At 72.6% G+C, this 18131-nt stretch carries 11 protein-coding genes; 5 read left to right on the top strand and 6 right to left on the bottom strand.

All coding sequences use genetic code 11. The features are described 5' to 3' along the window. Positions 1 to 290 precede the first annotated feature (290 nt). Both hrpB and BLP95_RS05260 read right to left on the bottom strand, forming a co-directional pair. Entirely contained in the window at positions 291 to 2780 is a 2490-nt protein-coding gene (gene hrpB, locus BLP95_RS05265; RefSeq protein WP_089677384.1) for an ATP-dependent helicase HrpB, read from the bottom strand. Between the two features lie 8 nt (positions 2781 to 2788). Then, the gene (locus tag BLP95_RS05260) at positions 2789 to 3460 is read right to left on the bottom strand and encodes a TetR/AcrR family transcriptional regulator (RefSeq protein ID WP_089677383.1); all 672 of its coding nucleotides are present in this window, start codon (positions 3458 to 3460) and stop codon (positions 2789 to 2791) included. A gap of 191 nt (positions 3461 to 3651) precedes the next feature. Here BLP95_RS05260 and xdhA point away from each other — a divergent pair, with 191 nt between their 5' ends. The 5 genes from xdhA to BLP95_RS05235 all read left to right on the top strand — a co-directional run bounded on the left by xdhA (position 3652) and on the right by BLP95_RS05235 (position 11462). Then, entirely contained in the window at positions 3652 to 5163 is a 1512-nt protein-coding gene (xdhA, locus tag BLP95_RS05255; RefSeq protein WP_089677382.1) for a xanthine dehydrogenase small subunit, read from the top strand. Continuing rightward, entirely contained in the window at positions 5147 to 7648 is a 2502-nt protein-coding gene (xdhB, locus tag BLP95_RS05250; RefSeq protein ID WP_089677381.1) for a xanthine dehydrogenase molybdopterin binding subunit, read from the top strand. The genes xdhA and xdhB overlap by 17 nt, the downstream gene beginning before the upstream one ends. Then, on the top strand, positions 7645 to 8499 hold the full coding sequence (gene xdhC, locus BLP95_RS05245) for a xanthine dehydrogenase accessory protein XdhC (RefSeq protein WP_089677380.1): 855 nt from the start codon (positions 7645 to 7647) through the stop codon (positions 8497 to 8499). Before xdhB ends, xdhC begins: the two co-directional genes overlap by 4 nt. A 137-nt stretch (positions 8500 to 8636) precedes the next feature. Continuing rightward, complete coding sequence (guaD, locus tag BLP95_RS05240) at positions 8637 to 9959, top strand: guanine deaminase (RefSeq protein WP_089677379.1); 1323 nt, start codon at positions 8637 to 8639, stop codon at positions 9957 to 9959. Between the two features lie 135 nt (positions 9960 to 10094). Continuing rightward, on the top strand, positions 10095 to 11462 hold the full coding sequence (locus tag BLP95_RS05235; protein ID WP_089677378.1) for an NCS2 family permease: 1368 nt from the start codon (positions 10095 to 10097) through the stop codon (positions 11460 to 11462). A gap of 84 nt (positions 11463 to 11546) precedes the next feature. Here BLP95_RS05235 and BLP95_RS05230 read toward each other — a convergent pair whose 3' ends face one another. From BLP95_RS05230 to cydD, 4 genes are all read right to left on the bottom strand, one after another. Next, positions 11547 to 12539, bottom strand: a complete 993-nt coding sequence (locus BLP95_RS05230; protein ID WP_089677377.1) for an adenosine deaminase — start codon at positions 12537 to 12539, stop codon at positions 11547 to 11549. Between the two features lie 148 nt (positions 12540 to 12687). Beyond that, complete coding sequence (locus BLP95_RS05225; protein ID WP_089677376.1) at positions 12688 to 14691, bottom strand: DUF4139 domain-containing protein; 2004 nt, start codon at positions 14689 to 14691, stop codon at positions 12688 to 12690. Between the two features lie 41 nt (positions 14692 to 14732). Continuing rightward, positions 14733 to 16463, bottom strand: a complete 1731-nt coding sequence (gene cydC, locus BLP95_RS05220; protein WP_089677375.1) for a thiol reductant ABC exporter subunit CydC — start codon at positions 16461 to 16463, stop codon at positions 14733 to 14735. Then, entirely contained in the window at positions 16460 to 18130 is a 1671-nt protein-coding gene (cydD, locus tag BLP95_RS05215) for a thiol reductant ABC exporter subunit CydD (RefSeq protein WP_089677374.1), read from the bottom strand. Before cydD ends, cydC begins: the two co-directional genes overlap by 4 nt. Position 18131: the final 1 nt, after the last annotated feature.

Raw genomic sequence — 18131 nt, 5'->3', positions numbered from 1 at the left:
CTCTGCAGCGCCTATCTACAGGTGGAATAATTACCAATTTAATAACCGAGCTGTCGGAAACGGCCATGACTCTTCTAACTGACTCCTCATTTCGTCGCGACCTTTTTAATAACGTCGCTTAATAATGCTAAGCCTACCAACAACCAAGCCACGATTAAGTTGAATAAGTTCGGATATTGAATCCAGGATTAGCAGAGAGGGAAGAGCGAGAACCGTAATCGAGTGCTGCGGCCTTATCCCGAAAACGACAGACTGGCGGCAGATTGCCGATACCAAGCTAAGAAAGCGAGTCAGGAAGCTGGATGACGGCCCCCAGAGATTGCTCGGCTAGATGCCATCCTAGGTCGACTACATTCTGTCAACGGCCTTATGTTAGGCACCTGGGTGTCAACAGTGGAGTCATGCGCTAGCTTGGGGTAGCGCCCCCTCATCTCGCGACGCACCTCGGCGTAGCCGCCCGCCCAGAAACTCGCCAGGTCGGCGGTCACCTGCAGGGGACGCCGCGCCGGCGAGAGCAGGTGCAGCAGCACCGCCGCACGGCCGTCGGCCACCCGCGGGGAGGCCTCCCAACCGAAGCACTCCTGCAGCTTTACCGCCAGCACCGGCGGCTGGTCCTCCAAGCAGGGCGCGTAGTCGACTCGATGATGGGCGCCGCTGGGCACCGCGAGGCGCTCCGGGGCGAGCGCGTCGAGCCGCGCGCGCAGCGGCCAGTCGAGGGTATCCAGCAACAGACGCGCGAGGGGCAGGCGCGCCACGGCGTCGAGACGGGTGATGCCATCGAGGTGCGGCCCGAGCCACCCCGCCAGGCTCGCGAGCAGCGCCTCCTCCGATGCATCGGGCCACTCCTCGCCCAGGGTGCGGCGCAGCAGCGCCAGGCGGCCACGCAGCTGGGTCAACGCCTCGTCCCTCGGCAGGCCGCGGCGGCGCAGCGCCTCGAGCAGGGCCTCGCGCACCGCCTCGGCCGGCAGCCGCTCCAGTGGCCGGCGCGCCAGCACCACGGCCCCCATGCCGCGCACCTGCTCCCCGACGAGGCGGCCCTGCTCGTCGGACCACTCCAGGCGAGGGCGCCATTCACTGCACTCGGGATAGAGCGACTCCAGGCGCTCGACACCCAGCGCCACCGCCCGGTAGATCCGCGCCCCGCTCGCTTCCCCCGAGAGCTCCGCGGCCACCAGCAGCTCGGTGTGGGCCAGGGGATGCGACTCGGGCAGGGTCGCCAGGCCCCCGGAAGCCAGGCGGAAGCGCCCCGGTTCGTCCAGGCGCTGGGCGATGCGCTCCGGGTAGGCGACCGCCAGCAGCGCCCCCAGCGGGGCCAGGCTCGCCGCCGCGAGGGGTACGCCGGCGATGCGGGCCAGGCGCTCGGCGTCGTGCCGCCACTGGCGATGGGCGCGGGGCTCGCGAAGGCGCGCCTGCAGCGCCCGTTCCAGGTCGCGCTCCTCGTCGCCACCACGCTCCTCCAGCAGCGCCACCAGGGCGCAGGCCAGCGGCAGCGCATCGAGCTCATGGGAGCGCTCCAGCATCGCCGCCAGGCGCGGGTGGGTGGGCCAGCGGGCGGCGGCGCGCCCCCGCTCGGTCAGCTGATGGCGCTCATCCAGCAGCCCCAGGCGACGCAGCAGGTCGCGACCGGCGGCCAGCGGCGCCTCGGGCGGCGGGGTCACCCAGGCCAGGCCGACGGGGTCGGTGATGCCCCAGCGCGCCAGCTCGAAGGCCAGCGGCGCCAGGTCGGCCTGGCGGATCTCCGGCTCGCCATGGGGGACCAGCGGCTGCTCCTCGGCCCACAACCGCAGGCAGAGGCCGGGTCCCTGACGGCCGGCGCGACCGCGGCGCTGGTCGGCGCTGGCGCGATTGACGCGGCGGGTCTCGAGCCGGGTCAGGCCGCTCCTGGGCTGGAACACCGGCACCCGCTCGAGGCCCGCGTCCATCACCAGGCGCACGCCGTCCACGGTGACGCTGGACTCGGCGATGGCGGTGGCCAGCACCACCCGCCGGCGTCCCTCGGGGTCCGGGCGCAGGGCCCTGCGCTGCGCCTCCAGGGGCAGGCGGCCGTGCAGCTCCATCACCTCAAGCTCGGGCGCCCGGCCGGCGAGCTCCCGGGCCAGGCGGCGAATCTCCGCCACCCCGGGGAGGATCACCAGGGCGTCGCCATGCTGCGCCGCCATGGCGTCGAGCAGCGCCCGGGCCTGCTGGGCAGCGGTGTCGTCGCGGGCATTGAGGGCGCGGTGGCGGGTCGCGACGGGGAAGCTTCGCCCGGGGCAATCGATCACCGGGGTCGCCTCCCCCAGCACCCCGAGCAGGGCCTCGACGTCCAGGGTCGCCGACATCACCAGCAGGCGCAGGTCGTCACGCACCGACTGGGCGTCCAGGGCCAGCGCCAGGCCGAGGTCTCCCTCCAGGCTGCGCTCGTGGAACTCGTCGAAGAGGATGCCGGCCACCCCCTCGAGCAGTGGGTCCTCCTGCAGCATCCGGGTCAGCACCCCCTGGGTGACCACCTCGAGCCGGGTGCGTGGGCCCACACGGCTCTCGCCGCGCATTCGGTACCCCACTGTCTCCCCAACACGTTCGCCAAACTGATCGGCCATAAAACCGGCGGCCAGGCGCGCCGCCACCCGCCGCGGCTCCAGCAGCAGCAGCCGGCCCTCGCGGGCCCAGGGCGCCTCGAGCAGCGAGAGTGGCACGCGGGTGGTCTTGCCGGCGCCGGGCTCGGCCACCAGCATCGCCCGGGAATGGTGGGCAAGGGCCGCCTGGATGGCGGGGAGACGGGACTCGATGGGGAGTGACATGCGGCGCTTCAGTCGGTTGACGTGGCGCGCGGTCTGACGCCGCACCCCTTGAGGATCACCCGGGTCAGGAAGGCGGTGATCGCCTCCACGTCGGCGTCGCTGAGCGACTCGCGGTCGGTGATGCCGAGCACCTGGGCCTCGAAGTCGGCGTAGTGCTGGGTGGCCGACCAGATCAGGAAGATCAGCCATACCGGGTCCACCGGGTCCATCAGGCCGCGCTCGGCCCACTGGCGGAAGATCGCCGCCCGCGCCTGCACCCAGTCACGCAAGTCGCCGCGCAGGTACTCCTGCAGGAAGGGGGCGCCGCCCAGGATCTCGGCGGCGAACAGCCGCGACCCCTCGGGATGCCGCCGCGAGAGCTGCATCTTGCTGCGGATGAAGGCCTCCAGCACCTCGGCCGGGTCGTCCTCGACGGAGATGTCGTCAAGCAGGGCGTTCCAGCGCGCCATCATCCGCTCCAGGAGGCGAACGTAGAGGCCCCGCTTGCTGCCCATGTAGTAGAGCACGTTGGACTTGGGCAGCCCGGCCTGCTCGGCGATGGTGGCCAGGCTGGCACCACGGTAGCCGTGGGCGGCGAAGACCCGTTCGGCGGCGGCCAGGATCTCGCGCTCGTTGCGCTCCCGGGTGGCACCGTTGCCACCCTCCGTCCCGGGGTTCGCGGGGACATCGCCCTGGCTCATCAAGCGCCTCCTGGCCATATGTAAGGTTGCGGCGAGTTTGCCGCATGCCCCGGGAGCTTGCAAAGCACCCGCATCTGGACCATGCTGAGAGCATTCCTGACCAAACGGTCAAGATAATCCCCCGAACCCACACCCCCGACACCATCGACGAGTCGCACTCAACAGTCGTACGACACAACAGAGACAACACGATGATCGACTTCCTGCTCAACGGGCAGCCCCGCCGGTGCGAGGCCTCGCCCGACACCAGTGTGCTCGAGCTCCTGCGCGACGCCCTGGGCCAGACCGGCACCAAGGAGGGCTGCGCCTCCGGTGACTGCGGCGCCTGCACCGTGGCCATCGGCGAGCCCGATGCCGACGGCACGACCCGCTACCACGCCGCCAACGCCTGCATCACCCCGGCCCACCAGCTCCAGGGCCGTGCCCTGGTCACCGTGGAGGGGCTGGCCCGGGGCGATACCCTGCATCCCGCCCAGGCGGCCATGGTCGTGCACCACGGCAGCCAGTGCGGCTTCTGCACCCCGGGCATCGTGATGTCGCTGTTCACCCTGCATGAAAGCCAGCGCCGGGGAGATGGAGAGCGTCCGGCACCGCTGACACCGCAACGCCTGGAGGCCGCGCTGGGCGGCAACCTCTGCCGCTGCACCGGCTACCGCCCGATTCGCGACGCGGCGCTGGCCATGGGCGACTACCCCGAGGCGCGCCCCGACTGGCTCGACCTCGCCGTGGACGCCACGGCCCCGCCGCAGGAGGCGGCGACCGAGGCCGCCTTCGTCCAGCCCACGAGCCTGGCGGCACTGATCGCCGAGCGTCGCGTCCATCCCGAGGCGCCGATCGTCGCCGGGGGCACCGACCTGTGGCTGGAGGTGACCCAGCGCCTGGCCCGCTTCCCGCGGGTAGTCGATGTCACCCGTGTGGCCGAGCTCACCGCCCTCGAGGAGGCGACCCTCGCGGATGACCGCGTCGGCTGGTGGATCGGTGGCGCGGTGACCTATGCGCGCCTGGAACCGCTGCTCGCCGAGCACTACCCGGCCTTCGCCCACCTCCTGCACCGGCTGGGCTCGGCCCAGGTGCGCAACCGCGGCACCCTGGGCGGCAACATCGCCAACGCCTCCCCCATCGGCGATACCCCGCCGGTGCTGCTCGCCCTGGGCGCGCGGCTGTGGCTGGCGGGCCCCGCAGACGATCAGGAAATCGCCGAGCGTGAGTTGCCCCTCGACGACTTCTTCCTCGACTACAAGCAGACCGCCCTGAACCAGGACAAGGCGTGCGAAGGCGAGGTGATCCGCGCCATCTTCCTGCCCAGGCCAGAGGCGGGACGACACCTGAAGGTCTGGAAGCTCTCCAAGCGCCGCGAGGACGATATCTCCGCGGTGCTCGGCGCCTTCGCCTGGCGCCTGGAGGAGGGCGTGCTGCGCGACGTGCGCCTCGCCTTCGGCGGCATGGCGGCGATACCGAAACGCGCCAAGGCCGCCGAGGCGGCCCTGGAGGGCCAGGCCCCCAGCGAGGCGGCCTTCGCGGCGGCCCGCGCCGCCCTGGCGGACGACTTCCAGCCGATGTCCGACGTGCGCGGCAGCGCCGACTACCGTCGCCTCTCCGCCGCCAACCTGCTCGAACGCCTGCGCCTGGTAGTGACCGCCCGCGACCAGGACCCGACATCCAACAGCGCCCGGGAGGTGATGCTCGATGCGTACGCTCACTAAGCTTTCTACCCAGGCGCCCGAAGCCGCGCCGACTCAGACGCCCGACACCCGTCCCGACGACCTCGATAGCGACGCCGCGGCGGCGCGCCGCGACCTCGAGGGGCGCATCCAGGGCTCGGGCCCGGTCGCTCGCGAGACCCTGGGCCAGGGCGGCGCCGGCAGCGCCCGCGCCCACGAGAGCGCCATCAAGCACGTCACCGGCCGGGCCGCCTATATCGACGACCTCAAGGTACCGGCGGACTGCCTGCACCTGGCGCTCGCCCTCTCGCCGGTGGCCCATGGTCGCCTGACCCGCCTCGACCTCGACCGGGTCCGCGCCCTGCCGGGCGTGGTGGACGCCGTGGGCTTTCATGAGGTGCCCGGCCACACCGACATCGGCCCGGTCTTCCCCGGCGACCCGCTGTTCGTTGCGGATACGATCAGCTACGCCGGCCAGGTGCTCTTCGCGGTGGCCGCCGACAGCCATCGCGCCGCCCGGGAGGCGGTGAAGGCGGCGTGTGATGTCGGCGTCGTCGAGATCGAGGAGCGCCCGGCGAGCCTCGATGCAGTGGCCGCCGCCGAACGCGGCGAGTTCGTGCGCCCCACCCATGTGCAGGAGCTCGGCGACTGGGCGGCCAGCCTGGCCGAGGCACCGCTGATGGTGGAGGGTGAGCAGTTCGTCGGCGGCCAGGAGCACTTCTACCTGGAGGGCCAGGCCTGCCTGGTCACCCCCACCGAGGACGAGGGCGTGGTGGTGCATACCTCCAACCAGCACCCCAGCGAGACCCAGAAGCTGGTCGCCGAGGTGCTGGGGGTGCCCCTGCATGCGGTCACCGTGGAGGTGCGCCGCATGGGCGGCGGCTTCGGCGGCAAGGAGACCCAGGCCTCGCCCTGGGCCTGCATCGCCGCCCTGGTCAGCCGGCGTACCGGCCGCGCGGCCAAACTTCGCCTGCCCCGCGGCGAGGACATGCGCGTCACCGGCAAGCGCCACCCCTTCCACAACCGCTATCGGCTGGGGGTGGACGCGCAGGGCGTGATCCAGGGCGGCGAGATCACCGTGGTCGGCGACTGCGGCTACTCGCCGGACCTCTCGGATGCCATCGTCGACCGCGCCATGTTCCACGCCGACAACGCCTACTCCCTGGGCCAGGCGCGGGTCACCGGCCAGCGGGCGCGCACCCACTTCGCCTCCAACACCGCCTTCCGCGGCTTCGGCGGCCCCCAGGGGATGATGGTGATCGAGGCGGCCATGGACGACATCGCCCGGCGCGTCGGCGAGGACCCGCTGACCATCCGCAAGCGCAACCTCTACCGCCCCGGTCGAGAGACCACCCACTACGGCCAGAGCGTGGAGCAGATCGGCCTGCTGCATGAGCTGGTGGAGCGCCTGGAGGCGAGCAGCAACTACTGGACACGGCGCCGCGAGATCAGTGCCTTCAACGCCGCGAGCCCGGTGGTCAAGCGCGGCCTGGCGCTGACCCCGGTGAAGTTCGGCATCTCCTTCACCGCCCAGCATCTCAACCAGGCGGGCGCCCTGCTCCACGTCTATACCGACGGCAGCGTGCAGATCAACCACGGCGGCACCGAGATGGGCCAGGGGCTGCACACCAAGATCTGCCAGGTGGTGGCCCGGGAGCTGGGCCTCGACCTCGATGCCGTGCGCATCACCGCCACGCGCACCGACAAGGTGCCCAACACCTCGCCCACCGCGGCCTCCAGCGGCGCCGACCTCAACGGCATGGCCGCCCGCGACGCCTGCCTGAGGCTCAAGGAGCGCCTGTTCGACTTCGCCGCCGAGCACTTTTATCAAGGGCATGCCCTCGACCGCGAAGGCATGCGCCTTGAGGACGGCCACCTGGTGGCGGGGTGGGGTGAGAGCGAGCGGCGCATCCCCTGGGGCGAGCTAGTGCAGACGGCCTACTTCGGGCGGGTCTCGCTCTCCGAGAAGGGCTTCTACGCCACGCCGCTGATCCACTACGACCGCCAGACCGGCCAGGGGCGCCCCTTCTACTACTACGCCTTCGGCGCCGCGGTGGCCGAGGTACGCGTGGATACCCTGAGCGGCGAGTACCGGGTGGAGGGGGTCGACATCCTCCACGACGTCGGTGACTCCCTCAACCCGGCCATCGACGCCGGCCAGGTGGAAGGTGGTTTCATCCAGGGCATGGGCTGGCTGACCAGCGAGGAGCTCAAATGGAACGAGGGCGGGCGGCTGATCTCCGATGGCCCCGCCACCTACAAGATCCCCACCTTCGGCGACCTGCCGCCGCGCTTCAACGTCGAGCTGATGGAGGGCCACCCCAACTCCATGGCGAGCCTCTACCGCTCCAAGGCGGTGGGCGAGCCGCCGTTCATGCTGGCCATCTCGGTGTGGTCGGCGCTGCGCGACGCCCTGGCGAGCCTCACCTCCTACCGCGAGGCGCCACGCCTGGACACCCCGGCCACCCCGGAGCGTGTCTTGATGGCCGCCGAGGCGCTGCGCCGCCGCGGGGAGTCGACGCCATGAGCCGGCAGGCCGAGAGCTGGCACGCCGCCCTGCACCGGCTGCAGCGCGAGGGGGTGCCCCACGCCCTGGCCACCCAGGTGACCAGCGCCGGCTCTACGCCCCGGGAGCCCGGGGCGCGGATGGTGATCACCGCGGATGACGTCTTCGACACCCTGGGCGGCGGCACCTTCGAGTGGCAGACCATCGAGGCCGCCCGAAGCCGCCTGTCCGCCGGCGAGCCCGGCATGAGCCTCGAGGCCTTCAGCCTCGGCGGGCGCAGCGGCCAGTGCTGCGGTGGCTTCGTCAACGTGCTGCTGGAGGTCTTCCCGGGCAGCCCCGTGACCCTGGCGCTGTTCGGGGCCGGCCACGTCGGCCGCGAGATCGTGCGGCTGGCCGCCCCCCTGGGCTGGCGCATCGTCTGGCACGACAGCCGCGACGACGCCTTCCCGTCCTGGGGCGAGGAGATCCCGCGCCTGGAGTGCCGGCGAACCACGGACCCGGCCGCCGCCGTGGCCACCCTCCCTCCGGGCAGCCACGCCCTGGTGATGACCCACGACCACGCCGAGGATCGCGCCCTGGTGGACGCCCTGCTGCGTCGCGACGACACGGCCTCGCTGGGCCTGATCGGATCAAGGAGCAAGTGGGCGAGCTTCCGCTCGCGGCTGATCGATGCCGGCCACGCTGAGGCGGCGCTGGCCCGGGTGCGCTGCCCGATCGGCGACTCCGGCGGCGACAAGCGCCCCTACGCCATCGCCCTGGCCACCCTCGCCGAGCTGCTGCCGCTGACCGCCGACGCCGAGCGCCCTGACCAGCGCGGTCTGGCTCCTGCCGTGCTGAGGGCCACTTTCCAAAGGGCTACCCCCGGAACCTAGGGGCGCCGGGGGCAGGGCGAAGAGGAGGTCCTACGCCAGGGATGGCGTCGGTAGCGTACAGGGAAGTATTCACAGCGCCTCCTCGCAGCCCTGCCGCCGGATCAGTCCCGGTGATACCAGATGATGAGCTCGACACCATGACGACGACAGACTCGCGCGTGCTGCGCGCCGAACTGCTGAGCTTCGATGCCGACCCCGGCGACGACGACACCCCGGCGCCGGGCAGCGTACGCCACCACCCCGATGGCGCGGTGTGGATCGAGAACGGCCGACTCCGTGCCGTTGACGACTACGCCACCCTGGCCCCCGACCTGCCCTCCGGCATCGAGGTCATCGATCATCGGGGAAAATTGATAGTGCCCGGCTTTATCGACAGCCATGTCCACTACGTGCAGCTGGAGATCATCGCCTCCTACGGGCGCCAGCTGCTCGACTGGCTGAACGACTACACCTTCCCCGAGGAGCTGCGCTTCTCCGACCCCGACCATGCCGCGGCGCTCTCCGAGGCCTTCCTCGACGAGCTACTGCGGGTCGGCACCACCACCGCCCAGGTGTTCTGCTCCAGTCACCCTGCCTCGGTGGACGCCTTCCTCGCGGCCAGCCACCGCCGCGGCCTCTGCATGCTGGCCGGCAAGGTGCTGATGGACCGCCATGCGCCGGCGGGGCTCACCGACGACGTCGAGGGCGGCATCCGCGACAGCGAGCGGCTGATCGGCGACTGGCACGGCAAGGGGCGCCTCGGCTACAGCCTGACCCCGCGCTTCGCCCCCACCTCCACCCGCGAGCAGCTCGACGCCACCGGGGCGCTGTTGCGTAACGACCCGAGCCTCTGGCTGCAGACCCACCTGGCCGAGAACACCGGCGAGCTGGACTGGGTGGCCGAGCTCTTCCCCGGCAGCCGCGACTACCTGGAGGTCTACGAGCGGTCCGGCCTGGTGGGCCCGCGCAGCACCTTCGCCCACGGCATCCACCTCGACCAGGAGATGCGCGGGCGGCTCGCCGAGCGTGGCGCCAACCTCGCCTTCTGTCCCAGCTCCAACCTCTTCCTGGGCAGCGGGCTCTTCGACCGCCAGGCCGCCCGGGAGATGGCCCTCAACGTCACCTACGCCAGCGACGTGGGCGGCGGCACCGACCTCTCGGGGCTCGCCACGCTCAAGGCCGCCTATCAGGTGGGCCAGCTGCGCGGCCAGCCGCTGACCGCCTGGCAGGGGCTCTTCGGACTGACCCTGGGCAACGCCCGGGCGCTCTCGCTCGACGATCGCATCGGCCGCCTGGCGCCGGGCATGGACGCCGACCTGGTGGTCCTCGACCCCGCCGCCACGCCGCTGCTGGCGCGGCGCACGGCACACAGCCGCAGCCTGGCCGAGACCCTCTTCGCGCTGATGATGATGGGCGACGATCGCTGCGTGGCCGAGACCTGGGCGGCCGGGCGCCTCCAGCACCGCCGCGACGCCGCCTGAGCCAGGCGTGGGCGGGGCGTTGACCGATGACACCAAGGTCGACTTGTCCGATCGGTCAACCCCGCCTAGGCTGCCGAGGTGCTTGCTGACCGAACGGTCAACAGAAACTTCCGCCACAACAACAACGGGTTCGACATGACAACCGAGACCTCCTCCCTCCCCGGCGAGGCGGCCAGCGCCGCCTCAGCCTCCGACGCCCCCTGGCTCGACCGCTTCTTCGGCGTGAGCCGACGTGGCTCCAGCCTCAGGACCGAGATACTGGCCGGCATCGCCACCTTCCTGGCCTCGATGTACATCATCGTGGTCAACCCGGCGATCCTCTCCGAGGCCGGCATCCCCTTCTCCGCGGCACTCTCCGCCACCGTGCTGATCAGCTTCATGAGCAGCCTGGCCATGGGGCTCTACGCCCGCAACCCCATCCTGGTCGCCCCGGGCATGGGCATGAACGCGCTGTTCACCTACACCCTGGTGCTGGGCGCCGGCCTCTCCTGGGAGGTGGCCCTGGGCTGCGTCTTCTGGTCCGGGGTGCTGTTCGCCCTGCTCGCGGTGTTCAACGTGCGCAAGGCGATCATCGAGGCGATCCCCGCCTCGCTGCGCTACGCCATCACCTGCGGCATCGGCCTGTTCATCACCTTCATCGGGCTCAAGAACGCCGGCTTCATCGTCGGCAGCGACGCCACCCTGGTGACCCTGGGCAGCTTCGGGCCGGGCCTTGTGACCTTCTTCATCGGCCTGATGGCCACCGCGGTGATGGTGATCCTGCGCATGAACGGCGCCCTGATCCTGGGCATCGCCCTGACCACCCTGCTGGCCACCCCCATGGGCCGGCTGTGGGGCGGCGAGATGGTCGTGGAGTGGAGCGGCCTGGCCGCCTGGCCCGACTTCGGCGCGGTGATGCAGGTGGATATCTGGGGTGCGCTCAAGGTCGCCTACCTGCCGTTCATCTTCGTGATGCTGTTCACCAACTTCTTCGACGCCCTCTCCTGCTTCATGGCGCTCTCCGAGTCGGCGGATCTCAAGGACAAGGACGGCAACCCCCGCAACCTCAAGCGCTCCATGACGGTAGACGCCTTCGCCTCGATGATCGCCGCGCCGCTCGGCACCAGCGCCGCCCAGACCTTCATCGAGTCCGGCGCCGGCGTCGCCCAGGGCGGGCGCACCGGCCTGGTGGCGGTGACCATCGCCCTGCTCTTCCTGCCGTTCCTGTTCCTGTCGCCGCTGCTGTCGCTGGTGCCCGGCATCGCCACCGCCCCGGCGCTGGTGCTGGTGGGGCTTTTCATGCTCTCGCCCATCGGCCGCATCGACTGGAGCCGCTACGAGGAGGCCTTCCCCGCCTTCCTGGCGATCATCCTGATGCCGCTCACCTACTCCATCACCCTGGGCATCGCCTTCGGCTTCCTGAGCTACGTGCTGATCAAGCTGACCACCGGCAAGGCCGGCGAGATCCGCCCCGCCATGTGGGTCTCCGCGGCCCTCTGCGTGGTGCTGCTGGCCACCACCTGAGGCTGATCGCCGGTACCGAAACGCCGAAGGGCCGCCCATGGGCGGCCCTTCGACGTTTCAGAAAGCCCCAAGGTGGCGACTGGGCTACGCCTCGGCCAGCAGGCGACGCAGCTCGTCGCGGCGAGCCTCGTCGACGAAGGCCGCCTCGATGGCGTTGCCGGCCAGGCGGCGGAAGGTCGCCTCGTCCCAGTCGAAGGCGCGCTGGCAGGCGAGGAAGTTCTCCAGCATGCCGCCGCCGAAGTAGGCCGGGTCGTCGGAGTTGAGGGTGACGTTGAGCCCCTCGGCGAGGAGTCTCGGCAAGGGGTGATCCTCGAGGCGGTCGACCACCCTGAGGCGCACGTTGGAGAGCGGGCAGACGGTAAGCACCGTCTGCTCGTCGCGCAGCCGGGCGACCAGCGCCGGATCCCCCAGGCAGCGCACCCCATGGTCGATGCGGCACACGCCGAGGAGGTCCAGCGCCCCACGGATATAGGCGGGCGGCCCCTCCTCGCCGGCGTGGGCCACCCGCGGGATGCCGAGCCGCCGGGCGCGCTCGAACACCTCGACGAACTTCTCCGGCGGGTTGCCCTGCTCGGCGCTGTCCAGCCCCACGGCGTCGAGCATCTCCCAGTAGGGGGCGGCCTCCTCCAATACCTTGAGCGCCTCCTCGGCGTCGCGGTCGCGCAGGAAGGCCATGATCAGGGCGGTGGAGAGCCCCAGCTCACGGGCCGCCTCGCGCCGCGCCAGGGAGAGCCCCTCCATGACGACCGGCAGCTCGACCCCGCGCGCCAGGTGGGCCTGGGGGTCGAAGTGCATCTCCACGTGGACCACCCCTTCGGCATGGGCGCGCCGGAAGTAGTCCATGGCCAGGTCGTGGAAGTCCTCGGCGGTGTGCAGCACGCTCATGCCCTGATAGTAGAGGTCCAGGAAGGACTGCAGGTCCGAGAAGTCGTAGGCGGCGCGCACCTCCTCCACCGAGGCGTAGGGCAGCGCAACCCCGTTGCGCTCGGCCAGGGCGAACATCAGCTCGGGCTCGAGCGAGCCCTCGATATGCAGGTGCAGCTCGGCCTTGGGCAGGCGGGTCAGGAAGTCACGCATGGTTCGTCTCGCTCTCCTCGGATCCTATCACCACATCCTGATAGAAAGCGGGCCACCGCGCAAAGCCCGCGCCCTCAACGCCCTCCTGGGCATGGCAACGCCTTCAGGGCAGCCGGCGCTCAACGCCCTCCTGGGCATGGCAACGCCTTCAGGGCAGCCGGCGCAGGGTCTCGGCCAGGGCCTCGCGACGCCGCTCGCGCTCGGCCTCGGCCTCGGTGCGCCGCGCCTCCAGCTCGGCGATGCGTTCCTCCGCGGCCTCCAGGTCGGCGAGATAGCGCTGCCCCAGGGCGTTGTCGGTGCCCACCGCCGCCAGGTTGTCGCGGATGCGAGCCTGCCCCTCAACGGCGCGCTCGAGCTCCCGCGCGATGCCCTCGAGGTCACGCTCCACCTCGGCCAGGGCTCGGCGCCGCTCCAGCACCCGCTCGAGCCCCTGCGCGGTCTCCCCCTCGGCGGCCTGCCGCCACTGCACCAGCTGGGCCTCGCCGGCGTCGGCCAGGGCCACGCTCTGGCGGCGGGTCAGCGTCTCCACGGCCGCCACCTCGCCACTCTCGCCGGCGGCCAGGCGCAGCGCCAGGCGGCGGTGGTTCGGGGTGCTCTCGACGAGGGCCTCGGAGGCGAACTCCCACCCCGCGCGGCGCGGATGCTCGATCAGCACCTCGCGCGCCTCCCGGGCATCGTTCTCCACCGCATAGCGGGTGATGCGCCGGGAGAGGTGGGTCAGGCGCAGGGCGCCGTCGACGATCACCATCCGCTCGAGGCGCTCCTCGGGGCGGCTGCTCTCCACCACACGCACCTGGCGATCGGCGGCGAAGCTCGCCAGACGCGACTCGCCGGCCGGGATGCCGGGGAGGTCGACGTCCCCCACATGGCCGAGCCCGGCGTCGTAGACGGTGACCAGCCCCGGCGGCAGCCAGGCGTCGGTGGTGTTCTCCAGGCGCACCGCGGCCACCGGATGGCGCTCGCCGCGCTCCGGCTGGTAGAGCGAGACGCGCCGCGCCGGCACCTCGGCGTCGATGAAGGGCAGCGACAGGGTGCGCCCGGCGTCCAGGTCCACCGGGGCCGGCAGGCGCCAGGTGGCGGCGGTAGCGCCCTCGCGCACCTCGGCGGGTCGGGCCGGCGCCGAGGGGGCCGCCTGAACACGCTCCGCGGCATCGGCGCCGAAGGCCATGGCGGACTCCAGGCGGGCGGCGCGAGGCGCGGCGATGGCGCCCTCGTCGGGGCGCACCGGCGCGATGGCATCGGCGCCCACCGGGACCTCGGGGCGCTCGGCCCAGTAGCGCGCCAGCAGGCGCTGGGTGAGGGTCACCGGGGCGCCGCTGGAGAGGGTCAGGGCGACATCGTCCCAGTCGCTGCCGCTGGCGTTCTCCACCACCGACCACGCCTGCAGCCGGGCCGCGTCGTCGCCCTCCAGCAGCAGCCGGTAGGCGCTCTTCCACACCGGGGCGGCCACCACGTAGGTGAGCGCCACCTCGCGCTCGCCCTCCCCGTCGAGGGCGATGGCGAGGCGGCGCATCTCGTCGGTGCGGGCCCGGGCACTGACCGCGGCGGCCTCACCCAGCCGCTCGCGCAGCGCCGGGTCGAGCAGTTCCAGCCGGGCGTCGTCGTCCAGCGCCAGGGTGGCCACGGCGCCCTCGGCATCGAGCAGCGCCAGGGTGCGCGTGACGCGACCCTCCGCGTCGCGCCGCTCATCGATGCCGAGCACCCGCCCCTCCAGGCGCTGGCCGGCAGCGCTGACGCGCACCTCTACTCCCTGCAGCGCCTGGGCCAGGCGCGCCACCGAGCCGAGGTCCTCGGGGCCGAAGGGCAGCCGACGGAAGGTCTCCTCCAGGGTCGCCAGGCCATCGAGGCTCACCCCCTCGAGGCGGCCGGCGGGGTCGCGCACCACCAGGCTCTTGAGCACGTCGTCCACCTGCTCCAGGGGCACGTCGAGATGCAGGGTGCCATCCCCCTCGAGGGTGGCGCGGCGCTCCACCTCGGCAAGGCCGCCCGAGGAGAGGGTGACGGCGGTCACCGCCAGCCCCTCGGCCTGGGCGGTGGAGGAGAAGGCCACCGTGGAGAAGGCGATGGTGAGGGGGGCGAGGCCGGCGAGGGCCACGGCGAGGCGCAGCGGGCGGCGGCGGGCCCGACGCGGGGCGATATCCCTGAGGATCATGGGGTACTCCTTGAGGTCGGATTCGGGGGAGCGGCGTTGGCTCAGGTATAGCCCCCGGGCTGCCCTTCGACCAGCGTCAGGGCGTGATCGATCCCCGGCGGGTCGAAGGCCCCGCCATCCAGCTGATGCACCAGGAAAAGCGTGGTGCGACCGGCGAGCCAGGCGTCGAGGCGCGGGCCCAGGCGCGCCACGGTCTCGGCATCGAGGCCGGCGAAGGGTTCGTCGAGGAGCACCAGGTCGGGCGCCATCAGGTGCAGCCGCGCCAGGGCCAGGCGCCGCGCCTGGCCCCCGGAGAGGCGCCGGCCGCCCTCACCCACCCGGGTGGCGAGCCCCTCCGGTAACGCCGCCGCCCAGTCGGCGAGCTCGACCCAGGCGAGCGCCGCCCACAGCGCGCCCTCCTCCGCATCCGGAGCCGCCAGGCGAAGGTTGGCGGCCAGACTGTCGTCGAGCAGGTCGACCCGCTGGGTCAGCGCCGCGACGCGTCGGCGCAGGGCCTCCTCGGGCCAGGCCGCGAGCGCCACCCCGCCCAGCCGGATCTGCCCCTCGTCGGGGGCGAGCCGGCGCAGCAGCAGCGACGCCACGCTGGACTTGCCCGCACCCGAGGCGCCGCACAGCGCCAGCCGCTCGCCTGGGGCCAGGCGCAGGGAGAGCCGCTCCAGGGTCGGCAACGACGCGCCGGGGTAGCGCAGCGACACCGCCGCCATCTCGACCGAGAGTGGCCCGGCGAGCGGGGTCGCGCCGCCCTCCCCGGACGGGGGCGGCGAGGCAGCCCGGCGCAGGGCGTTGAGCCGCGCCGCCGCGCCCCGGGTCGCCCCCAGCCAGGTGAAGGCCGCCGGCAGGGCGGCCAGCGCCTCGTTCATCGCCAGCACCGCCAGGGGCATCATCACCACCAGGGGCCCCGAGAGCGCGCCGGCCTGCCAGGCCGTGGCGGCGAGCCACAGCGCCGCCAGCGACGCGCCCCCCACCAGTAGCGCCACCAGGGCGTTGCCCAGCGCCACCAGGCTGCCGAGCCGGCGCTGGTCCCGATAGAGCGCCGCCTCGAGCGCCGCGAGGCGGCGCCGATGATCCGCCAGGGCGCCATAGGCCTCGAGCTCCGCCAGCCCCTGCAGCTGCTCCACCAGGCGGCCGCGCAGGGCATCACGGCCCTCGACCTGGCGCCGGCTGGCGGCCATGCCGAGCCGCGCCTGCCCGACCACCAGCCAGCCCCAGCCCACCAGCAGCAGCGCCGCCACGCTGAACCCCACCGCGGGGGCGAACAGGGCCAGGAAGGCACCGAGGCCGAGGATCGCCGCAAGCGCCACACCCGCCGGGGCCAGCAGGCGCAGGAAGAGGCTGTCCAGGGTATCGATGTCGGCGGTGAGCCGGCCGAGCCAGTCGCTGGCGCGACGCCGGGCGAGGGCGTCGGCGTCGAGGCCGGCCACCACGGCGAACAGGCGCCCGCGCAGGTCGGCCAGCAGGCGCAACACCGTGTCGTGGTTATAGAGCCGCTCCAGGTAGCGCGCCACGGTGCGGGTCACGGCGAAGGCACGGATGCCGCCCCCGGGCAGGTAGACGTCCAGCCGCGCCGCCACCCCCGCGGCCAGCAGCAGCCCGGTGAGGCCGGTGGCGGCGATGAACCAGCCCGAGAGCGCCAGCAGGCCGATGGCCGAGACCAGGGTCAGAACCATCAGCCCCGCCCCGCCGGCCAGCCGCCCGCGACGCCGGGCCAGCAGCCGCAGCCAGGGGGCGAGTTCGGCGAGCAGGCCGACGGGGCTCTGATCGTGTCGGCTCATGCGCCCTCTCCCGGGGAAGCGTCCAGGGCCAGGCGCCGGTCGGCCAGCGCCATCAGCGCCGGATGGTGGGTGGCGATCACCAGGCAGCGCCCCTCCTCGGCCAGCCGGCGAAGCGCCGCCACCACGACCGCCTCGCTATCGGCATCGAGGCTCGCGGTGGGCTCGTCGAGCAGCACCAGGGGGGCGTCGGAGAGGAAGACCCGGGCCAGCGCCAGGCGCTGGGCCTGGCCTCCGGAGAGCCCGGCGCCGCGCTCCCCCACCGCCGTGGCCAGGCCTTCCGGCAGGCGTGTGAGCAGCTCGGCCAGGCCGGCGCGCTCCAGCGCCTCGACAAGACTGGCATCGTCGGCATCGGGGGCGGCCAGGCGCAGGTTGTCGGCGAGGCTGCCCTTAACCAGCAGCGGGCGCTGGTCCATCCAGGCGAAACGTAGCCCAGGGGCCGTGCACCGCCGCCCCTCGGCGGGGCCGAGGAAGCCGGCGAGCAGCGCCAGCAGGGTCGACTTGCCGCCTCCCGAGGGCGCGGTGACCGCTACCACCTCGCCGGGAGCGAGGGCGAGGTCCAGGGGCCCCAGCACGCGCCCGCGCCCGGGGTAGTCGACGCAGGCGCCCTCCAGCACCACCAGGCGGCCCGCCGGCGCCGGCGGGGCCGCCTCGGCGCTGCCGCGCAGGGCATCGGGATCCTCGTCGAGCAGCGCCACCAGGCCGTCGGCGGCGCCCAGGGCCGCGGCGCGGTCATGGTAGTGCTGGGAAAGCACGCGCAGCGGCTGGAAGAACTCCGGCGCCAGCAGCAGCACCGCCAGGCCACTGGCCAGGGTGAGCTGGGGCGAGGGGCCGTAGGTGATGTAGCCGAGCAGGCCGAAGCCGACGTAGATCGCCACCACGGCGATGGCCACCGAGGCGAAGAACTCCAGCACCGCCGAGGAGAGGAAGGCCAGGCGCAGGGTGCGCAGGCTGCGCCGGCGGTAGTCGTCGGCGGCGGCATGAACCTCGGCGGTGGCCTCCCGGGTACGGCCGAAGAGCTGCAGGGTGGCCACCGCCCGCACCCGGTCGATGAAGTGGCCGGAGAGGCGCGAGACCGCCACGAACTGCTCGCGATTGAGGCGCTCGGCGCCCATGCCCACCAGGGCCATGAAGAGTGGAATTAGCGGGGCGGAAAGCAGCAGGAAGAGCGCCGCCAGCCAGTCGAGCCAGGCCACCACGGCGAGCACCGCAAGGGGCTGCAGCAGCGCCAGCACCAGCTGGGGACGGTAGCGCGCCACATAGCCATCCAGCGCCTCCACCTGCTCCACCAGCTGGCTGGCCAGCGCGCCCGTGTGCCGCGCGGCGAGTCCCGCCGGCCCCAGGCGTGCCAGGTGGTCGAGCAGCTCGCCGCGCACCCGGCGCCGCAGCGCCAGGCTGGCGGCGAGCCCCTGGCGCTCCTGGGCGAACAGCGCCAGGCTGCGCAGGACGACCAGCCCCAGCATGGCGATAGCCAGCGGCAGCAGCGTGGCGAGCGGCGCCTCCTCGACCAGCAGCGCCCCCACGAAGCGGGCCAGCAGCAGCAGCTGGGCCAGGGTGGCCAGGGTGGCCAGCACGCCGGCGGCCACCGCCAGGGCGAGGCGGCGCCGCTCGAGGGCGGCATGGGCCGCTAGCCAGCGCGCCGCCTGCCGCGGCTCCCGCGCCTCGGCCACC

The organism is Halomonas shengliensis (assembly GCF_900104135.1).
GTDB classification, from domain to species: domain Bacteria; phylum Pseudomonadota; class Gammaproteobacteria; order Pseudomonadales; family Halomonadaceae; genus Halomonas; species Halomonas shengliensis.
Note: the sequence above shows the minus strand (reverse complement) of the source record. Positions and strands in the feature narration are given on the sequence as shown.